The following is a 19,324-nucleotide window of genomic DNA, read 5'->3' on the forward strand; positions in this document are numbered from 1 at the left end:
ATGGACACTCGTTATGGCAAACCTGATTAACCTCGAGCAAGTCAGCAAAACTTATGGATTAAAAACCCTCCTAGACGGGGTATCCCTAGGTGTGCAAAGCGGCGATCGCATCGGCATCGTCGGCGTTAATGGCGGTGGCAAAACCACCCTGCTGGAGGTGCTCACCGGCATCGAGCCGCCCGACGCTGGCCGCGTATCCCATACCTCTGATTTGCGCATGGCTGTGGTTACCCAGCGCTTTGACTTGCCCGATGAGCTGACCATCGCGCAAGTGATTATTGAGCCGCTGGAATTGGAGACCTATGAGTGGGCCTCCAATGCCAAGGTGCGCGATGTCTTAGGCGGGCTGGGCATTGTAGATCTTGGGCTCGATACTCCGGTGGGTTCGCTCTCCGGTGGCGAGCGCCGCCGCGTGAACCTGGCCGCCGCGCTAGTGCAGGACTTGGACCTCGTGGTGCTCGATGAGCCGACCAACCACCTCGACGTGGAAGGCGTCCAGTGGCTCGCGGACCACCTGCTCAAGCGCAACCTGGCCGTGGTCGTGGTTACTCACGATCGCTGGTTCCTCGATACCGTGGCCACGTGGACCTGGGAGGTACACGATGGCGTGGTCGATACTTACGAGGGCGGCTACAACGACTGGACCTTTGCCCGCGCCGAGCGTGCCCGCCAGGCCGATGCCATGGAGCAGCGCCGCAAGAACCTCGCCCGCAAGGAGCTGGCCTGGCTGCGCCGCGGCGCACCGGCGCGTACCTCCAAGCCGCGCTATCGTATCGAGGCCGCTGAGGCGCTGATCGCCGACGTGCCGGAGCCACGCAATAAGGTCGAGCTCATGGCCTTTTCCAAGCAGCGCCAAGGCCGCGTGGTTATCGAGCTAGAGGATGCCACCGTGCAGTCTCCGGACGGTCGCACCTTGGTAGATCACCTCACCTGGCGCCTAGCCCCCGGCGAACGCATTGGTTTGGTGGGCGTTAATGGCTCTGGCAAGACCACTTTGCTGCGCACCTTGGCCGGCGAGTACGAGCTGGCGGCCGGCAAGCGCATCGAGGGCCAAACCGTGCGCCTCGGTTGGTTGCGCCAGGAGCTCGATGACCTAGATCCGCAGCGCCGGCTTATCGACGCCGTCGAGGACGTCGCCACCTACGTGCAGCTCGGCAAGAAGGAGCTTTCTGCCTCCCAGCTGGCCGAGCGTCTGGGATTTTCCGCCAAGCGTCAGCGCACCCCGGTAGGTGACCTTTCTGGTGGCGAGCGCCGCCGCTTGCAGCTGACCCGCGTACTGATGGCCGAGCCCAATGTGTTGTTGCTGGACGAGCCCACCAATGATCTCGATATCGATACCCTGCAGGAACTGGAGTCCCTCCTGGACTCCTGGCCAGGCACCATGGTGGTCATTTCGCACGATCGCTACCTCATTGAGCGCATCGCGGATAACACCTACGCGCTCTTTGGCGATGGCAAGCTCACCAACCTTCCCGGCGGCATCGACGAGTACCTGCGCAAGCGCGCCGCACTTGAGGCGCAGCAGAGCTCCGGTGTGCTCAACCTGGGAGAAAAGAAGGCAGACAACGCTGCACCGAAACCAGAAAAGAAGCTCTCGTCCCAGCAAGAGCGCGAAATCACCAAGAAGATGAACGCCCTCGAGCGCAAGATGCACAAGCTGGAAAAGGCGTTCGCGCAGATTAATGAGAAGATGGCCACCGCCGCGGAAAAGGTTGATACCCAGGCCTTGACCGAATTGGACGGAGACTTAAAGGAAAACCGCAGCGCCTACGAGGAACTGGAGATGGAATGGCTGGAGTTGGGGGAGAAGCTCGAAGGGTAGAAGCCCGCATCGCCGATATTGTCAGCTACCTCGACCTGTGGGGCATTATCGGCGCCGCAGCGCTTTTTACCCTGGGGCTTACCCCATCCATTCTGCCGCGCGATTGGCTCTACCAAGGGCTCGTCTCCGGCATCGCCGCAGGACTCGGCTATACGCTGGGCATCGCCCTCAAGCTCGTGTGGTACCGGCTGGTGGTGCGCTATGTGGCGCCTCGGCATGCCTGGCTCGATGCCGCCACGTGGCCAGCTCGGCGCTACCGCCTAGCCTCCCGCATCGCCACCGCCGCTTTTGTGGTCTGGATGATAGGCTTTGCGGTCTTTGCCGTGCGGTGGCAACGCCAACTCGCAGACGCCCTGTCCGCACCGGCGCCCACCATTGCCAGCTATGTGCTGGTGGTTCCGCTGGCACTGGCGGTATTTACCGCCTTTCTTTTCCTCCTGCGCCTGCTGCGCTTTTGCGTGCGCTGGCTTTCCAGCCACTTTCCCCAGCGCTTCCGCGCCGCCTACCGCGTTGTGGGTGCGGTACTCATCGTGGCACTGGTGGGCACGTATACCGTGGAAAACCTCATCCCCGGCGCCATTGTGGGTGTGGGGGAAAGAATCTTTACCGCCCAAAATGCCGAGCCCGATCCTGCAACGCAGCGTCCCACGTCTGCTGAGCGCAGTGGATCCCCAGACTCCCGCGTGGACTGGAATGGGGTAGGGCTGCAGGGCTCGCGTTTCCTCTCCTCCGGTGCGCACCGCGCGGAATTGGAAGAGGTTACCGGAAAGCCCGCTAAAGAACCCATTCGCGCCTATGCCGGCCTGGGCAATCGCGCCTCCAATGAGGAGCGAGCGCAGCTGCTTATCGACGAACTCGAGCGCACCCACGCCCAAGACCGCAAGGCGCTGCTGCTTATTATGACTACCGGAACCGGGTGGGTGTCTTCCTATTCCGCCCAAGCCTTCGAGCTGCTCTACGGCGGGGACACCGCCATCGCGGCCGCCCAATACTCTGCCATGCCCTCAGCCCTGCATTTCCTGTCCGGCGGCGGCCAAGTAGAGCGCGCCGGGGAGGAATTCATCAACCCTATCGTGGACTGGTGGAACGGGCTGCCGGAGGATAAACGCCCGAAGCTCTACCTCTACGGCGAATCCTTGGGTACCACGGGCATTGAGGCGGCCTTTTCCGGGGTGCGCGATATCGCCAATTCCGTCGACGGCATCCTATTGACGGGGCCGCCGCACTTTAATCGCTTGCGCACCCAGTTTGTGGAGCGCCGCGACCCTGGCTCTTCTGAGATAACTCCCGAGTACGCCGGCGGCCTCGTCGTGCGCTTTGCCAACGATGACGCGCAGGTGCGCCAATGGGGCACGGTGCCAGAAGAGGAGTGGGGACGCACCCGCATGCTCTATATCCAACACCCCTCGGATCCGGTGGCCTGGTGGTCACCACAGATGGCCTTTAAGGAGCCGGATTGGATGCGCGAGCGGACACCTTATTCTGCCAAGCGCGTGATGCAGTGGATGCCCCTCATCTCTTCCCTCCAAGTTGCCGCCGATCTGCCCGGCGCAAAGGACGTACCCGATGGGCACGGTCATAACTACGGGGCATCGGTGCTCGACGGCTTTGCCGCCATCGCTGGTCCAGACGTGGCAGGAGCCATTGACCCCGATGAGCTGCAACGCCAATTTGCCGCGCTCGACGTCGGCATATACTAAGTGCGCTTTAGCCAAACCTCATAGGTGGCGGCATTGTTATACACATTCTGTGCCGTAGGCAAGGCAGCCAGAATCAATGCCGCATATAACTCCACGCCGTTTAGCCCCAGCGCTGCGCCCACGGCCAGCGTGAAAGCGGGCATGCCCACCAACTTCAATACCGTCGCGGTAAGGGTGGGCAGACGGCCCTCCTCCAGCAGCCCGTCGCCCTTTAACGAGGCACCAAAGCTCATCAGGATCATAGGAATAGAGGCGCCACCTAATATCTCCAGCGGCTTCATCACTACATCCGGTACCTGCCACTGCGCCGCGGAGACAATAAATCCCGCCACCGCAGCCAACACCACAGGCGCGGTAATCCCTGCGAGCACGGAGTTCCATATCGATCGCAGGCTCGTGCCCTGCGCATTGAGGCCCGCGATGATAAACGGGGAGAGCACCGCCATCTGGAGAACCAATGCTGGGATGACGTAGGTGGCATCACCAATGGCATAGGTGGCAATGGGCAGGCCAATATTGACCGAGCTGCAGGAGCTCGCCGCCGCAGCGATCACGGCCACCACTGGGGATGCAAACGCGGAGGTATTGGATGTAGCCACGCTGGAAAAGACGAGTCCGGAGTAGCCGCCCAGAAGGCCGTGCGATTGAATTACAAGCACGCCTCGCCCTGCCGATAACACCCCTGTGAGCCAGCACAAACCTGACGCCGATGACTATGAAAATAAGCGCGAACCCGGTCAATACGTCCAGCAGCAGTCAATAACCTTTCGCAGTACTTCAAAAGCGCGGTGAGGATATAGTCTCACCATCCGTATTCCCTCAAGACCACAGGGAGCATAACAAAGTTGTATCGAAATACCTGCGCAGCCCGGAAACTCCTTCCAGACCGCCGGCCACCTATGGCACGGTGGAGGGCATGAAGCTTTCTCACCGTGCAACCGTAGCCGCCCTGTCCACCGCTTTTGTCATTACTGGTACATCCACCGTGGCCTCTGCTCAGCAGGCCTTGCCGCCGCAGATTCAGCAGGCTTCTTCGCAAGCTCAGCAGCTTTCTTCTGATCCTTTCGCCGCTGTGCAGGATTTCCGCCTCACCTTGCCACCGCAGGCCTATGAGCTGGCCGAGAAGTACAATATCTCGCTGCCAGAATTCCTGGCCAAGCCAGCGGGCCACACACCCAAGGTCGCTGGTGAGTTGGGGGCCGCCACCACCGCCCACCTCGAGAAGGCTGGGCACCGCAAGGACTCTCACGCGACCGCCATCGCCCAGGAATGGGCCAACCAGGGTGCCGCCGGCAAGCTCGACTACAAGGGCGGGGTAGCCCACGGCCTGAATCACAAGGATGAAGGCCAGGGTTCTGTTCACCGTCTCACCGAGCAGCAGGCACAAGACCGTCTGAACTGGTTTAACCGCGATGTACCAGTCAACGCTGGTTCCCCACACGGCTTTGGTGTAGCAACTGCTTATGACGGAACCTACATTTACGTTGCGGAGTTCTTCCTCAACTAAACTGCATTCCACTAGTCCCGATTTCACCGCATTCGTGGCCTCTATCTGCAGCGATGACGAGGCTGCACGGTGCCGGTAGGATCGGGGCATGATTTTGATCAACGTACAGTTCCACGTTAAGCCCGAATACGCAGAAACCTTCCTCGAAGAAATCAATTGGTACACCGAGGCCTGCAATGCGGAGCCGGGCTGCATAGACTTCAAGTGGTTCCGCGATCCAGAAGACCGCCAGCGCTTCCTGCTGCTGGAGTCTTACGCAGACGGCAAGGACGTAGAGCACGTCCAGAGCGAGCACTTCCAGCGCTCCTGCGAGGAATTCCCGAAGTACCTCGTGGAAACCCCGGATATCATTAACGTTCACATCGATGGCCGCACCGGTTGGGACAAGATGGGTGAATTCTCCGTCGATTAATCCCAACGAATAAAGCTCGCCCTCTACCGTGATGTAGGGGGCGAGCTTTATCTATGCCTAGGCGCACCAGCGCCCTTCGCGCTCACAGCGGATGCTGCTGCTAGCGGAGCACACCTTCCGGTGAGCGCGAAGGGCGGGAGGGGAGGGAGCTAGGCGCTTTCCGACGCCCCGCCCCGCGCCGGCCTGTGCTTTTACTGCGGCACGCACTGAGAGGACACAGTCTTGTCGCCATTCGAGTACTGCTTTAGAGCATCGTAGAAGGCGTCCGAGTACTCGCCGGTGCCTTCCGGCATCGGGTGGACGCCATCGGAGTAGAGGATCTCCGGGTTGCTCTGGGCATGTCCGCACCAGTCAGCGATATATACGTTGTCGTATTCCTTGGCGGCGTCGAGGACATCCTGTTGGGATTGGGCCATCCATTCGCGGTCACCATAGGGAACAGCCATGACAACGGTGTGGTCCTCGCCGATGATGTCCAGCGCTTCCTTAATTTGGTCCGGGAAGGCAGGGCCGTTAGTACCAAACCCGAGGAAGACGGTGTCGCGCAGCTGGCCGGAATCCTTGAGCTGCTGCAGAACCTGGATACCCGCAGTGTAGTGGCGGGATACATCTGCATCGACGTAAATCTGCGGGAAGCGCTGCTTGAGGGCGCCACTAGAAGCCAGCATCACTGAGTCGCCGACAGCGGTGATGTCTTTGCCCTGCGGCATCGGGCGGGTCTTCTTATCTTTCGTGGCAGCCTTATCATCGTTGTCCTCAGCAGGCGGCTGTGGGGCAGTGTTGTTCGGCTGCGCCGAGGCATTGTTGCTGCTCTGGTTCTGCTGCTGGAGCTGCTCCAGCTGCTGTTCCAACTCGGTCTTATCGCTGGAATTGACAACGCCGTAGACTACGCCGGCTACAGAGGCAACGACCAGGAATGGGACTACCGGCCACATGGTCTTGCCAAAGCCATCGCGCAATTCGCTAAATCCTGGGCGGGAGGACCAGTAGGTCTTCCATGTCTTCTTATAGCCGCCGCGGCGGAACGGATTCTCAATGAACTGATAGGAAATCTCGGACAGGAGCAGCGAAATAGGCACGGCTACAAGGCCTAGGATCCACGATTTATCGGAGTTCTGGTTGCCCTCGAAAAGCGCCTTGAGCATCATAATGACCGGCCAGTGCCAGAGATACAGCGAGAAGGATCGCTGGCCAAACCAGCGCATGACCTTGGTCCTAAAGAGCGGGGTCATCGGGCCGTATTCGCGAACCACGCCCCACACCATCAGGACGCCAAGCACGCTAGTGAGGAAGAGCCCACCCCGGTAGGTGATCTCCGCGTCATCCGGCATGAGGAATAGCTGGGCACCGTAGCCGATGAGCGCCACAGTGCCGATAATTCCGGCGATGCGCGATTCGGCTTTGCCTGCCGCTGCCCACGAATCCGCCTGCGGGTCGGACTTGGTAGAGGTCATCAGCAAAGACAGCACGGCGCCTGTGAGCAGGCCAAAAGCATGGGTATCAGTGCCGTAGTAGACGCGCGTCGGGTCTTCACCCGGCACGTAGATGAGCGCCATGGCCACGGCGGAACCGATAGCTAAGACTGCGGCTACGAGGATAGGAAGCCGGCGCGGCTTGCGGCGAGAAATCAGGAAAACGCCGGTAATAAGAAGCGGCCAGATGACATAGAACTGCTCCTCCACGGCCAACGACCAATAGTGGGCAAAGACCTGAATCTCATTGTCCGCAAAGTAGGACTGGGAGGTGGCGATCTGGGTCCAGTTATTGACAAAGAATAGAGTACCCAAGAACTGCTGGCGCAAGCCGACCGCTAGGTCCCCGCCTATCCATGCCACCAAAGCGGTACACATGACCAGGACGGATACAGCGGCTGGGAGGATGCGCCGGAATCGACGCACCCAGAAGTCCTTCAAGCTGATTGTGCCGGAGGTACGGAATTCGCGCACCAGCAACGAGGTGATGAGGAATCCGGAGAGGACGAAGAAGAGGTCAACGCCCAAGTAACCACCGGGAAGTAGGGAAGGGAAGAAGTGGTACAGCACCACGGCAATAACTGCGAGGCCGCGCAGTCCATCCAGCCCCTTGACCTGGCGCAGACGGGCGTGGCGCTTCTTCTTAACTACCTTGCTCTCTGGCGGCGTAGCCAGCGCTTCAGGATCCTTGGCCTGCTTTTGTAGCGGATACTTAGACTTAGTATCTACCTGCGTGCTCGAGGCTTTCTGTGATGCTGGCTTTTGCGCAGCTTGTTGTGGCTGGCGCGGTGCCGCCTTTGCCTGTGGCTTTTCAAGGGCTGGATGTTGCTTCTTCGACGGTTGTGCCTTCTCCCGCTTTTTCTTAGCGGCGGCAGCGGCGGCGGCCGTACCCGCTCCAGCTGCTACGGCGCCTGTCGCAGCGGACTTGTCTGCCTTTGCAGGCTTCGTCTTCGGAGCGGCTTGAGGCTCGGCCTTCTTCGGCTGGGGTGAACCAGGCTGTTGCTTTGCCTTGGGCTTCTGGGCGGCTCGCGACGGCTTTTGCTGAGCTGGGGTTGGAGTGCCCACCTGCTGCGATTTACGAGCCAATCCGCGACTGATATCGGAGGGCTTAACCTGCGGGCGGCGCTTGGTTACCTCCTTGGCATTGTCTTGAGGCGTCGCCTCCTTTGCCTTCGGCTGCGGCTGTTGTTTCTGTGCCTGTTGCTTGGGCAGTTTGCCCTTAGCGGGTGCGCCTTGCTGCGATTTCGGCTGGACTACCTTGTTTCCATTGTGAGCAGTCTGGTTTTGCGCCGCCCCAGCTTTCTCCTGGGAAGGTTTAGATGCAGTCTTTGGCGCAGCCACCTTCGGCTTGGGGGCAGAGGTGCCCTTCTTTGGCGCTGGAGCGCTAGGAGTCGAGACCTGTGGGGCAGCCTTCTGCTTTGCAGAGCCGGGAGTACGTGCTGATCCTTGGCCCTTGGACGGTTGCGAGGGCTTCGACGGCTGCGCGTTCTTCTTCGGCGTAGGTTGCGGCTGCGGTTGCTGCTTTGCCGAGTTTGCCGGCACGCGCTTGGGGGAACGTGGGTTCTGCGCTTGCTGCTGGCCGGTGGCCGGCTTGGATTTAGCCGGCTGGGATTTCTGCGGCTTTGCCGGTTGCGGGGAAGCCTTCTTCGCGCTGGAAGAAGAGGACGGCTTGGGCGTCTGCTTCGGCTTCTGGGTAGTGGGTTGAGTCTGAGGTGCGGGCTTTACCGCGCCTTTCTGAGAGGGTTGGGTGTCAGGCTTCGCGGCCGGCTTCGGGGAAGTACTGCGGGTAGACGGAGTCTTTGGGGAGGACTTAGACGGGGTGGTGCTAAAGCTTGCGCCGCGGCGTGGTCGCTGAACCGGTTCGTGCGCTTTGCGCTGTGGCTTCTTGTCCTGAGCAGGCGAGTCTTGTTGCTTTTTAACAGCTGTTTTGGGGGAGGATTCTGCCTTGTTTTGCTGTGTGGAGGATGGCTTGGCGGCAGAACCTTGGGCTGCAGGCTTGGTCTTTGGCGCCTTGGCTGCAGGCGATGGCGAGGCGGACTTAGCCGGCTGCGGTTTTGCGGAAGTGGCCTTGCTTGCCTGGGATTTTTCAGTGCTGGGCCGTGTAGTGTCCTTAGCCGCGGGCTTGGCGGCAGGCTTCGCGACTTTCGGCTTCGCAGCAGCAGGCTTGGATTCGGAAGCCTGTGCAGCTTTTGCCGGGGTGGGCTTGCGCGCAGGTGCCTGTTTAGCTTGGTTCTTGGACTCGCCGTCCTTAGCGGTGCGGCCCTGGGGCTTGCCCTTCGGCTCGGTGGATTGGGCACCCGTGGTGGATTCGGTGTTGGCCGATTTCTGGGGCGCAGAATCCTTGTTTTTAGGGGTCTGGGGCGCACTGGTTGAGCCAGCTTTGGGCGGTATTGGCTGATAGACCGGTGTGCGTGGTTCGTTCGAACGCCCAGGTTTCTTCTTCCCCAGCAGTGAGCGCAAAATTTGCTTCACAAAAACTCCCAAAGCACTACGTATATTTTCTAAACGGACTATTTTAGCCTGCGCACCAGCACTTCTCCCCATGCAGGGGAGTAACGGTGCGGCGCGCGGGGCGGAGGCGAAAATTCGAGTCTAAGACTCTTCGCTGTCAAAAAGCTGACGCAGAACTGTCATGACCCCATATTCGGTATTGGGTGGGGCAATGCGATCGGCGATTTCCTTCAACTTTGGGTGCGCATTTTCCATGGCGATGGCGGTGCCTGCCTCGCGGAGGAGCTCGTAGTCATTGAGGAAATCGCCAAAAGCGGCGGTACGAGGCATGGGAACCGAGAGGAGCTTGGCCATGGTTTGTAGTGCTACGCCCTTATTGACGCCAGTGGCCATGACATCGAGCCATACGGCGCCAGAGATGGCGATATTGTGTTCCGGTACGGCCGCAAGAAGGGGCTGGTGTAGGTGCTTTTCGCTGCCGTCGGCGCAGTAAGCGGCGATTTTGATGATGTCCGCATCCAGTAGTGCATCGAGGTCATCTACCCATTCCACTGACCTGTAGTACTTGGCAATTTCAGCACGGGCCTGTTCATCGGCGCCTTTGTGTACATAGGCGGTATCTGGCGTGCATAGCACTACGGTATGCGGGGTCTCGACAGACTGGAGTGCGGCCATGGCGGCTCGCACGGCTGCGCTGGGCAAGGTAGTGGCGCTAATGACGCGATTATCGTGGACGACCACGGATCCGTTTTCGGCGATGAAGGTGTCCTCGTGCGGAAACATCTCTTGCAGGGTGGCGAGCTGACGGCCCGAGGCGGGTACTAGGGTGACGCCGAGCTGGTGGGCACGGGTGCTGATCGCGGCGAAATCTGGTGGAAGCTGGCCGTTGTCGTCCAGTAGGGTGCCGTCCATATCCAGGGCGATGAGCTGTGGGAGCAAAATTCCGAACCTATCTGTGAATTGGCTTATGGTGGATAGGTGCATGCGTTCTGTGTCACACTAGGGGCTATGACTACTGCTGCACCTATCGTTTCCTCAATCCGTAACCATACCGGAGTCATTGAACTCAACCGCCCCAAGGCTCTCAATTCCCTCACCCCGGAAATGATCCACCTCATTGCGGAGTCGCTGGCGCAGTGGCGCGCCAACGATGAGGTGGAACAGGTGCTGTTTACCTCGACTAGCCCCAAGGCATATTGCGCCGGCGGCGATGTTCGCTATGCCCGCGATGCGGTCAAGGAAGGCAAAGTGGATGAGGTGGATGCCTTCTTCGCCACCGAATACACGTTGAACGGTGATATCGCGGAGTATCCCAAGCCCATCGTGGCGCTCATCGATGGCATCGCTATGGGAGGAGGTCTGGGCATTTCCGCCCATGGGTCCCACCGCGTGGTTACGGAGAAAACCTTTGCCTCCATGCCAGAGATGAATATTGGCTATGTCACGGACGTAGGCATGGCCTATGCCGCCCAGCGTGCGGTGGGAACGCGCGGGAAGGCCTCGGCCGAGTTGGCGAAGTTCTGGGGGATTACCGGCTACCGCATGTATGCCGCAGACCTTGTGTGGAGCGGGCTGGCCACCCACTATGTGGCGGACGGCGAAGCCTTTGCTAGTGCGGTTATCGAGCATGGACTAGCCACGGCGCTAGCCCAGCACGCCACCGCACCTAGCGGCGAGGCCCCCTTGGCCGAGCTTATCGACGCCATCGAGGACGCCTTTTCCCACAACACCTGGCAAGACATTTCTGCGGCCCTGGATAAGTACCCAGAACTAAAGCAACTGGTAGAAAAGCTGACCGCGCAGGCGTGCCCGACCTCCATCGTGGCGGCCATGGAGCTATTCCACGCCGAGCAGGAGTGCAGCAGCATCCGCGAAGCGCTAGATATGGAGACGAACCTGGGCGCTTATATGTACCGGCGTGGGGACTTTGCCGAGGGCGTGCGAGCGGTCTTGGTGGATAAAACCAACGATGCGGCATTTGAGCCTGCCGCGCTTGCCGACGTCGACGTGGACGCCCTCCGCAGCGCCCTACACCTCCACCCCGCGAAATGATCCATAGGCGGCGCGGGCGCGATCGGCGTTGATCCATGAGGGAGGGGGCACCGCCAAAGTAGCTTCGGTGGCGGCTGGGGTCGGCTCCGGGAGGTGCAGCTGTGGAGCATCGAGCAGGACGAGGCCCACGCGGGCGTCGGCAAGCGTAGTGCCCGCCAGCGTCCAGATCCCCAAAATGGGCAAAGCTAGGTGCGGTAGCTGGTGCTCGCGCGCCAGCTGAAGCGGAAGGTGCGGGCGCACCAGTTCGGGCACGGCCTCGTCGATGCCAAAGCGCGTTAGGTTTCTTGCCAACCGCGCCGCCGCGGTGTCTTTAAACACCGGATCCGCCCAGGCCCACGTGAACTCCTCGTCCGAAATGGTCGCGATAAGCACCGCATTGGCCGCAATCTGCCCGCCGCGATAAGACACCGTGGCGGTGGCCTTATCCACATCGAGTTCTACCGTGGCATCTGGGAAGTTGCCCTGGAAAAACATCTGGTTTTCGGTGCTTAAGTAAAAGGCGTCCTCCAAGACGCGCGCGGCAGCCAAGCCCGGGGTGATGCTGGAAGTCTTGTGTACCTCGGGGCTTGGCTGTTCAAAACGCACCGTGGTGCCATCAGAAAAATGCAGGTAAGGCTCTTCTGCGGTGGAATCCATGTCTAGGTAGCGGGCGAGTGCGAGGGCCGGCCCTTTCTCGTCCATGTCCGCGTTGCTGTGTTGGAGACCGCGCAGCAAGGTCTGGCGAAAGTCCAGGTAGGGATGGAAATCTACCGCAACGATGGCCACGTGCTCGCCCTGCTGGGCGCGCAGCACCGGCATATTTCCCACGATGAGGGAGGCATAAGCAACCATGCGGTCAATGTCTGCGGTGGCCGAGCCTGTCTGTGGCAGGTCAGCAAAGTGCTCGGTCGCAGCGGTAGTCCAGTGCCAGGTGTCTGCGGCGATGACGGCGAGGCGCACGCCACGAAAATCTGCCACGTGTTGCGCGGAGCTTACCCGTACCTCCACGAGCTGGTCGGTGGCATAGCTTCCTTCGCTATCGCCAGCCGAGGGCCCGAGGAAATTGAATTCCACGTCGGTCGCCTTCCCGATGTGTTCGCGAAAAGCAGCGTTGATTCCGGCACGGATAAAGCGGGCGTCGGCCGCGGCGCGTTCAATGGAGTGGTAAGCATTCATGGTTGTTCATGATGATACGGGTGCCGGCAGGCGTATTCATAGGCGGCTACCAAAGCCTTAGTTGATTCCCGCCAAGAGTAGCGCTCCGCTTCTTCGCGCGCGGCGCGGTCCGAGTACTTCTTGGCCACCTCTTCGACCTCGTGGAGTAGGCCTTCAGACAGCGTGGTGGGATTAAGGCCGAGACCTAGAAAGGTGTCATTGGATACGTGCAACTCGTTCTCAGTCGACTCTTTGCGCGGTTTAGGAACATAGGCTACTTCGGCGCCAGAGATGTCAGCGATGAGTTCCGCATAGGCGAGAAGATGCTGGTCCAGGACCTTCGTCATGCGGTAAATCGAGCCCGGATTGGAAGGGTAACGGATTGTGCGCAAAAACCTGTGCAGTGGACCATAGGAAGCTGCTCGTGAGATACAGGTCTGGTGCCCTCGGGTGTATCGGCGATGGCGGCATGGGGCGGTAGACTGACCGGCATGCTCCACGCCGTTAGTTTTGCCCTCCTGGATTCCGTCAATGCCTTACTCATCGGAATCCTCGTGGCCATTGGCATCATTTTGCCCCGCGGGAAGTACCGGCGCATTGCCTCTTTAGTGGTGATAGGAGACTGGATGGGAGTCCTCGTCGCGGCGGCCGTGGTGATGTTTGTTTTGCTAGGGGTAAAAGACCAGATCGAGGCCATTTTGAGCTCGCCCGTTGCCGGCTGGGTACTTGTCGCAGTCGGTATCGCGGTGGGGTTCGGCTCGTGGCGCTCTCAAGGCCAGCCCAATGCCTTAGTAAATCGGCTGCTCGAGCCGTTGCGTACCCCATCGCTGCTTACCGCGATCATCGGTTTCATTATGGGCGTGGTGCAATCGTTGACCTCGGTGCCGTTTTATTACGGGCTCATGCACCTGGCTACCGAAGACATCGCTCCGGCCGCTCAGTACGGCGGCTTGGTGTGGTACGCCAGCCTGGCTCTGTCCCTGCCCACTATCTGTGGTCTTTTTATTGCGGTGGTGCGCGCCCATCCGGAATCGGCCGCCGGCCGTCTTTTTGCTGCGGCGCGCGCCAATAGCACCCAGGTGGCGCTCTTCGGCGGCTACCTCGTGGCGGTCTTCCTCATCCTTATGGGCGTGCTTTCCCTTTAATCAAAGGTGACCTCATCCAGACTCAAAGCCACATCGGATTGGCTGCGCGCGCAGTCCACGTAGCGGGCAGCATGCGCAATGAAGGCCTGTGACTCTTCTGGGCTGAGCTCGCGGCGCACCTTCGCTGGCACGCCGGCGGCAAGGCTGCGCGGTGGAATCGTGGTTCCTTCCAGCACCACGGCGCCTGCCGCGATGAGCGAGCCGGTGCCAATAGCGCAGCGCGAGAGCAGCGAAGACGACATTCCCACTAGGGAACCGGCCTCCACATGCGCGGCATGGACCATCGCCATGTGTCCCACCGTTACATCATCTTCTAGTACGCACGGCGTGTCCTCTTCTACGTGGAAGACGCAATTGTCCTGGATATTGCACCTAGCGCCAATGCGAATTGCGCCCACGTCGCCGCGCAGCACACTGCCATAAAAAACGGAGGAGTCCGGGCCGATTTCTACATCGCCAATGATGGTGGCATTAGGGGCAATCCACGCACTGCGATGGATGCGCGGCTTCTTTCCAGCACAGGGCAAAAGCAGCATGTTAGTCCTTTCCAGGCAACTATTCGACCACTACGGCTAGGGCGGGGGAAAGTTCATAGTCGCCGGGGTAGGGGAGGTTGTCTACGAGGGCGTCGGCAAGCGCGGGCGTAAGCGGAATGACCCAGCCGCGCCGGGGATCTTTGATGGGCAGGGCTTCCTTTTTCACGGCGGGAAAGTGCACCGTCGTGGTGGGGGATTCCAGCGTAGCCGACTCGCGGGCGCGGGCTACCTCCAGCAGTACCTCGGCGCCGGGCTGGTCAGTAACGACGATGATAAGCGGCCCTGCGGTGTGGATTTCCAGCCGGTCAATGTGGGCAGTGAGCGCCGCGGAATCTGGGCGGGCCAGGCGCGGGGACTGCGCGCCCGTCAGCCGGGCAAGTGCATCTTTTAATCCCATGGGAGCCCAGTCTAGTGAGCGCTCACGGTGATGGTGCGGCAGCGCTCCAAGTCGAAGTACGCACGCTGCCCGGTAGTGGCAACGCGCTCGCGGGCCACGGACTCATTGTGGGTCACGGCCGTGGCGAGGAAGACGAGCGGGCCATCCGGCTGGCGCCATGTGCCGAGATACCGCGCGCCGTGTTCCTTGGCTAAGGCCAAGGCCTTGCTCACCGCGGCTGGGGTAGGCTCCGTCACCCGCAGCAGCGCCTTCCCGGTGGGGTTATAGGCGAACCCGGTGCGGGGCTGTTGGCCGGTTTCGATATCGAAGGTGCCTTCTTCGTCCGCGAGCAATTGCCGGAAAATGCGCTTCATTGGGCCCAGCGTAGTATGGGGCACCATGATTGACGCCAGCAACACCGCACTTGTTATTGAAGGCGGCGGCATGCGCAATTCCTATACGGCTGCCTGTATGGTCAAGCTCATCGAAGAGGGCGTGGGCTTTGGCTGGGTAGGCGGGGTATCCGCCGGGGCATCGCACACCGTTAATTACTTGTCGCGCGATGCCTGGCGCGCAGAAGAGTCTTTTACGGACTTTGCTCAAAGCCCCAGCTTCGGCGGCGTGGGTTCGCTGGTGCGTGGTAGCGGGTATTTCAATGCTGAGTACATCTATGAGCGTGCCGCGGACAAGGATTTGCCCTTTGATTGGCAGGCTTACCGCGAGCATCCGGCCGATATGGTGCTCGCTGCAGCGCGCGCCGATACTGGCGAGTCCGTTTACTGGACGCGCGAGGACGTGCATACCCCCGAGGATCTCTTTGTGCGTGTGCGCGCTTCCTCCACGCTGCCGTTGATTATGCCGATGCGATTTATCGACGGCGCGCCGTACGTGGACGGTGCTTTGGGCTCTTCCGGTGGCATTACCATTGCGCAGGCAGAAGAGGCTGGATACGAGAGGTTTCTGTTTATCGGCACTAAGCCGCGTGGGTATGTGCGCCCTGAGGTGGCGCGCCCAGCCTTTGTCCGGCGCGTCTTCCGCAGGTACCCCGCTATTGCCGACGCCCTCATAGCCCGCCCCGCCCTCTATAATGCGGCCAAAGACCGGCTTTTGGAGTTGGAGCGCCAAGGCAAAGCGCAATTATTTTTTCCGGAAGATATGCAGGTGACCTCCACTGAACGCAACGTACACAAGCTGCGGGCGAACTATCAGGCGGGGAAAGCTCAGACCTATACGGAGTGGCCACGGTGGAAGGAGTTCCTCCTCGATTAGTTCACTATGTGCGTTTGCTGTGAGATGTGCCGCTGCTGGGGGTGGGTGGCCCCTGACGAAAAGGGTCTAAGCAGTAGCGATGCCATTGGTGGTCGTTAAAGAATGTGCCTTTCACGTGGCACTTTGGGGGAAAATGCCTAAAATACTCCAGCGTGTTAGCAATTTTTGATGGAAATATATGGCTGAGCATCTTTTTCATAGTGCTGCTCGGCACGCTATTTGGCATGATCCCCTTCGGTCCGCTGCGCTTTGGCGCGGCGGGCACGCTGTTTGTGGGCTTGGCCTTCGGCTCGTTTATTGACCTAGATAAAGACATCTTAAGCTCCCTACAAGAGCTGGGCTTGGGACTCTTTATTTATATGCAAGGCCTGTCCGCCGGTGAGCGCTTCTTCAAGGGCTTTTCCAAGCAGATGAAGCACATGCTCACCGCAGCCATTGCGATTGTGGTGGCCGCGGGCGCAGCCCTCCTCTTTGGTGGCATGCTGGGGTTGGATACCTTGGCCTCCGTTGGCGTATTCGCCGGCGCCACGACCTCGACGCCGTCGCTGGCCGTTGCCCAGCAACAAACTGGTGAAGAGCTACCCGCCGTGGGCTACTCGCTGGGCTATCCCGTGGGTGTGGCGGTGGCCATTTTGGTTGTGGCATTCCTGCTCAAGCAGAATTGGCCCGCCAAGCACGATAAGGACAATTCGGCCTCCAAGATCTTCCGCTCCCGCACCATTCGCGTTACCAAAGACGTGAACTACGATGATTTGGAAGAACAGTTCAAGGATCACTTTGTTATCGCTACAATTCGCCGCGGTAATAAGGTCCGTGTTGCCGGCGATCGCCCCGAATTGCACAAGGGCGATATCCTGCGCGTTATGGTCACCAAGGCTAAGGCTCGTGAACTGACCCAAATGCTGGGCAAGCGCCAGCCGCAAACTCCGTTCGTGGATAAGCGCCTGGTCATCGAAACCGTGGCTATTTCTAACCAAGATATCGCCGGCCGCACCGTTGAGGAGCTCAACCTGTTCTCCCGCTATGGCGGTCGCATCGTGCGCGTGCAGCGCGGCGATGAGGAATTCTTGGCCAATAATGAAACCCACTTGGCTTCTGGCGATATGCTGGAGCTCATCGTGAAGTTTGACCGCTTGGGCGACATCAAGGATTACTTCGGTGACTCAATTAAGTCCTACTCCGAGCTCAACTGGGTGGCCTTGGGTGGTGGCCTGTTCCTGGGTTACCTGCTGGGCCAGGTCGTGGTTCCGATGCCGGGTGGCGCTTCCTTCGAGCTGGGCTTTGCGCTTGGCCCGCTGATTACGGGTCTTATCCTGGGCGCGCTGCACCGTACCCGCCGCATTCCGTGGCAGGTGCCGGCCTCCATTAATACTGCCTTCCAGCAGTGGGGCCTCGTCATCTTCTTGGCCTCTGTGGGCCTCTCGTCCGGCGAGGCATTCCTGTCCACCGCCTTCTCCTGGATGGGTCTGAAGTGCATGATCCTCGCCGCTATTGTCACCGTGGTGGTTGCGGTCCTATTCGCTGTAGCGAATCGCTTCATGGGTCAGTCCGAAACCCGTACCTCCGGCGGACTCTCTGGCATCTTCGCTCAGCCCGCCGTGGTCAACTACGCCACGGGGCTGAGCTCCGACTCGCGCATCATGACCGGTTATGCCGCCACCATTGTGGTGGCGCAGGTGGTCAAGATTGCCGTTGTCCCTGTGATGTTGATGGTCTAACACTCAACGGAAAAGGCCGCTTCCCAGAACGGGAAGCGGCCATTTTGTTTGCCGTGTGAAACTGTGTGGTTTCTAATCCGCCACGAGGGTTTCCATGGTCAGCTCTGGGTGTTCCTTCTCAATGAAAGCGAGCTTCCACTTATCGCCAAAGAGCGCGATGAGCTCGCCATCTTGGCGGGTAAAGATTTCCACGCCACGCTGACGGCCGAGCTCTGGGGCGGATTCGGCATCGGTGCGGCGAGCCACGGAATAGGGGATTGGCTCGGTGACAGTTTCCACGTTGTATTCGAACTCCATGCGGGCCTGCATGACCTCGAACTGCATGGGGCCCACCGCCGCCATGACCGGGGAGGCATCGCCACGCGCCTCGTTCTTGAGGATCTGGACCACGCCTTCGGCCGCCAGTTGCTCCAGTCCCTTACGGAAGGCCTTGTACTTGCCCAGCGACTTCGCTCGCAGAATACGGAAGGCCTCCGGCGCGAACTGTGGCATGGGTTTAAATTGCACCTTCTTGCCGGAATAGATGGTGTCACCAGGGGCAAGCGAGCCTGCGTTGACCAAACCCACGATATCGCCTGGATAGGCGGTATCCACGGTATCGCGCGTGCGGCCAAAGACGGTCAGGGCGTACTTGGTGGAAAAGCTGCGGCCGGACTGGGCGTGGTTGACCTGCATGCCGCGCTCGAATTCACCGGAGACCACGCGCATAAAGGCCAAATTGTCGCGGTGCTTTTGGTCCATGCCCGCCTGGACCTTAAAGACGACGCCAGAGAAGTCATCGCTAACCTCGCGGACCTCATCAATGGCGCTGGTGGCAGCCTCAACTGCCTTCGGATCGGAGTCGCGCGAGTGCGGAGCCGGGGCAATGGCGCACAGAGTGTCCAAAATCTGGTGCACACCAAAGTTCAGCATCGCAGAGGCAAAGATGAGTGGGGAGGTAACGCACTGTTCAAAAAGCTCCTGGTCATGCAGGGCACCATCGGCGGCAAGTAACTCGGCTTCCTCGACAGCGGTCTCCCACACGTCTTCTTCCTTCTCACCGGCGGCATCCGGATCGAAGTGTTCCTCCGGGGCGATAGTGGAACCACCGGCAGTGCGGATGAAGTGGATATACTCATCGGCCTCGCCGTCATCGTTGATATGCGCCAGACCGCGGAAGTCACCGGCAATGCCGACCGGCCAGTACAGGGGAGTGGGCTGCAACTGGATTTCGTTGACAATTTCGTCGACAAGCTCCAAAGGCTCGCGGCCCACGCGGTCCCACTTATTGATGACGGTGACGATAGGCAGGCCGCGGGCCTTGCACACGCGGAAGAGCTTGAGCGTCTGGGGCTCGAGGCCCTTGGCGGCGTCGATAAGCATGACTGCCGCATCCACCGCGGTGAGTACGCGGTAGGTATCCTCCGAGAAGTCCGCGTGGCCCGGGGTATCGACCAGGTTGATCATGTAGGGATCGCCCTCGTGGCCCTCCGGTGCATACTCGAACTGCAGCGCCGAGGACGCCACGGAAATGCCGCGGTCCTTTTCCATATCCATCCAGTCGGACACGGTGGACTTGCGGTTGCCCTTGCCGTGGACCGCGCCGGCCTCATTAATAACGTGTGCGTGCAGCGCCAGCGCCTCCGTCAGCGTGGACTTACCAGCATCCGGGTGGGCGATAACGGCAAACGTGCGGCGGCGCGAGGCCTCAGAAACGACAGAACTCATGCGCCATAGTCTAGTGGTTTCGC

Annotated in this window: 16 protein-coding genes and 1 pseudogene; 8 read left to right on the top strand and 9 right to left on the bottom strand. The window is 60.2% G+C overall.

The window, feature by feature from the left end:
• Nucleotides 1–13: 13 nt before the first annotated feature.
• Both QP909_RS08215 and QP909_RS08220 read left to right on the top strand, forming a co-directional pair.
• On the top strand, nucleotides 14–1,822 hold the full coding sequence (locus QP909_RS08215; protein WP_284766870.1) for an ABC-F family ATP-binding cassette domain-containing protein: 1,809 nt from the start codon (nucleotides 14–16) through the stop codon (nucleotides 1,820–1,822).
• Nucleotides 1,789–3,522, top strand: a complete 1,734-nt coding sequence (locus QP909_RS08220) for an alpha/beta-hydrolase family protein (protein ID WP_284766871.1) — start codon at nucleotides 1,789–1,791, stop codon at nucleotides 3,520–3,522. The genes QP909_RS08215 and QP909_RS08220 overlap by 34 nt, the downstream gene beginning before the upstream one ends.
• On the opposite strand, the gene QP909_RS08225 is transcribed toward QP909_RS08220, so the two are convergent.
• A complete protein-coding gene (locus QP909_RS08225; RefSeq protein WP_502868637.1) occupies nucleotides 3,519–4,181 on the bottom strand; it encodes an AEC family transporter in 663 nt (220 codons plus the stop codon). The two genes, QP909_RS08220 and QP909_RS08225, sit on opposite strands and share 4 nt — an antisense overlap.
• A 257-nt stretch (nucleotides 4,182–4,438) precedes the next feature.
• On the opposite strand from QP909_RS08225, the gene QP909_RS08230 reads away from it, so the two are divergent.
• Together QP909_RS08230 and QP909_RS08235 are read left to right on the top strand one after the other, a co-directional pair.
• Complete coding sequence (locus QP909_RS08230) at nucleotides 4,439–5,029, top strand: hypothetical protein (protein WP_284766872.1); 591 nt, start codon at nucleotides 4,439–4,441, stop codon at nucleotides 5,027–5,029.
• Nucleotides 5,030–5,117: 88 nt separating this feature from the next.
• On the top strand, nucleotides 5,118–5,441 hold the full coding sequence (locus QP909_RS08235; protein WP_284766873.1) for a putative quinol monooxygenase: 324 nt from the start codon (nucleotides 5,118–5,120) through the stop codon (nucleotides 5,439–5,441).
• A gap of 191 nt (nucleotides 5,442–5,632) precedes the next feature.
• Here QP909_RS08235 and QP909_RS08240 read toward each other — a convergent pair whose 3' ends face one another.
• Together QP909_RS08240 and QP909_RS08245 are read right to left on the bottom strand one after the other, a co-directional pair.
• Nucleotides 5,633–9,385 (bottom strand): acyltransferase family protein, encoded by a 3,753-nt coding sequence (locus QP909_RS08240; protein WP_284766874.1) that lies wholly within the window; start codon nucleotides 9,383–9,385, stop codon nucleotides 5,633–5,635.
• A gap of 120 nt (nucleotides 9,386–9,505) precedes the next feature.
• Entirely contained in the window at nucleotides 9,506–10,348 is an 843-nt protein-coding gene (locus QP909_RS08245) for an HAD family hydrolase (RefSeq protein ID WP_284766875.1), read from the bottom strand.
• Nucleotides 10,349–10,372: 24 nt separating this feature from the next.
• Here QP909_RS08245 and QP909_RS08250 point away from each other — a divergent pair, with 24 nt between their 5' ends.
• A complete protein-coding gene (locus QP909_RS08250) occupies nucleotides 10,373–11,416 on the top strand; it encodes a 3-hydroxyisobutyryl-CoA hydrolase (RefSeq protein WP_284766876.1) in 1,044 nt (347 codons plus the stop codon).
• Here the strand turns inward: QP909_RS08250 and QP909_RS08255 are convergent.
• Nucleotides 11,393–12,571, bottom strand: a complete 1,179-nt coding sequence (locus tag QP909_RS08255) for a DUF6882 domain-containing protein (RefSeq protein ID WP_284766877.1) — start codon at nucleotides 12,569–12,571, stop codon at nucleotides 11,393–11,395. The two genes, QP909_RS08250 and QP909_RS08255, sit on opposite strands and share 24 nt — an antisense overlap.
• Nucleotides 12,568–12,861 (bottom strand): annotated as a pseudogene (locus QP909_RS08260) (NAD-dependent epimerase/dehydratase family protein); the annotation flags it as partial. The pseudogene QP909_RS08260 and the gene QP909_RS08255, both read right to left, overlap by 4 nt.
• Nucleotides 12,862–13,041: 180 nt before the next feature.
• On the opposite strand from QP909_RS08260, the gene QP909_RS08265 reads away from it, so the two are divergent.
• Entirely contained in the window at nucleotides 13,042–13,695 is a 654-nt protein-coding gene (locus QP909_RS08265) for a hypothetical protein (protein ID WP_284766878.1), read from the top strand.
• On the opposite strand, the gene QP909_RS08270 is transcribed toward QP909_RS08265, so the two are convergent.
• From QP909_RS08270 to QP909_RS08280, 3 genes are read right to left on the bottom strand one after another with little or no spacing between them, the layout of a single operon-like run.
• Entirely contained in the window at nucleotides 13,692–14,231 is a 540-nt protein-coding gene (locus tag QP909_RS08270; RefSeq protein WP_284766879.1) for a gamma carbonic anhydrase family protein, read from the bottom strand. The genes QP909_RS08265 and QP909_RS08270 overlap by 4 nt on opposite strands.
• A gap of 19 nt (nucleotides 14,232–14,250) precedes the next feature.
• Complete coding sequence (locus QP909_RS08275; protein WP_284766880.1) at nucleotides 14,251–14,628, bottom strand: hypothetical protein; 378 nt, start codon at nucleotides 14,626–14,628, stop codon at nucleotides 14,251–14,253.
• 11 nt (nucleotides 14,629–14,639) lie between these two features.
• Nucleotides 14,640–14,981: a hypothetical protein gene (locus QP909_RS08280; RefSeq protein WP_284766881.1), complete on the bottom strand. Its 342-nt coding sequence runs from the start codon at nucleotides 14,979–14,981 to the stop codon at nucleotides 14,640–14,642.
• 25 nt (nucleotides 14,982–15,006) lie between these two features.
• Between QP909_RS08280 and QP909_RS08285 the strand changes: the two genes are divergently transcribed.
• Together QP909_RS08285 and QP909_RS08290 are read left to right on the top strand one after the other, a co-directional pair.
• Nucleotides 15,007–15,876, top strand: coding sequence for a patatin-like phospholipase family protein (locus QP909_RS08285; protein WP_284766882.1), 870 nt, complete (start codon nucleotides 15,007–15,009; stop codon nucleotides 15,874–15,876).
• Between the two features lie 152 nt (nucleotides 15,877–16,028).
• Nucleotides 16,029–17,594 carry an aspartate-alanine antiporter-like transporter gene (locus tag QP909_RS08290; protein ID WP_284766883.1) on the top strand — a complete coding sequence of 522 codons (1,566 nt, stop codon included), beginning with the start codon at nucleotides 16,029–16,031 and terminating at the stop codon, nucleotides 17,592–17,594.
• Between the two features lie 72 nt (nucleotides 17,595–17,666).
• Here QP909_RS08290 and QP909_RS08295 read toward each other — a convergent pair whose 3' ends face one another.
• Complete coding sequence (locus QP909_RS08295; RefSeq protein WP_284766884.1) at nucleotides 17,667–19,301, bottom strand: peptide chain release factor 3; 1,635 nt, start codon at nucleotides 19,299–19,301, stop codon at nucleotides 17,667–17,669.
• Nucleotides 19,302–19,324: the final 23 nt, after the last annotated feature.

The organism is Corynebacterium sp. MSK195, from assembly GCF_030228885.1.
Taxonomy (GTDB): Bacteria; Actinomycetota; Actinomycetes; order Mycobacteriales; family Mycobacteriaceae; genus Corynebacterium.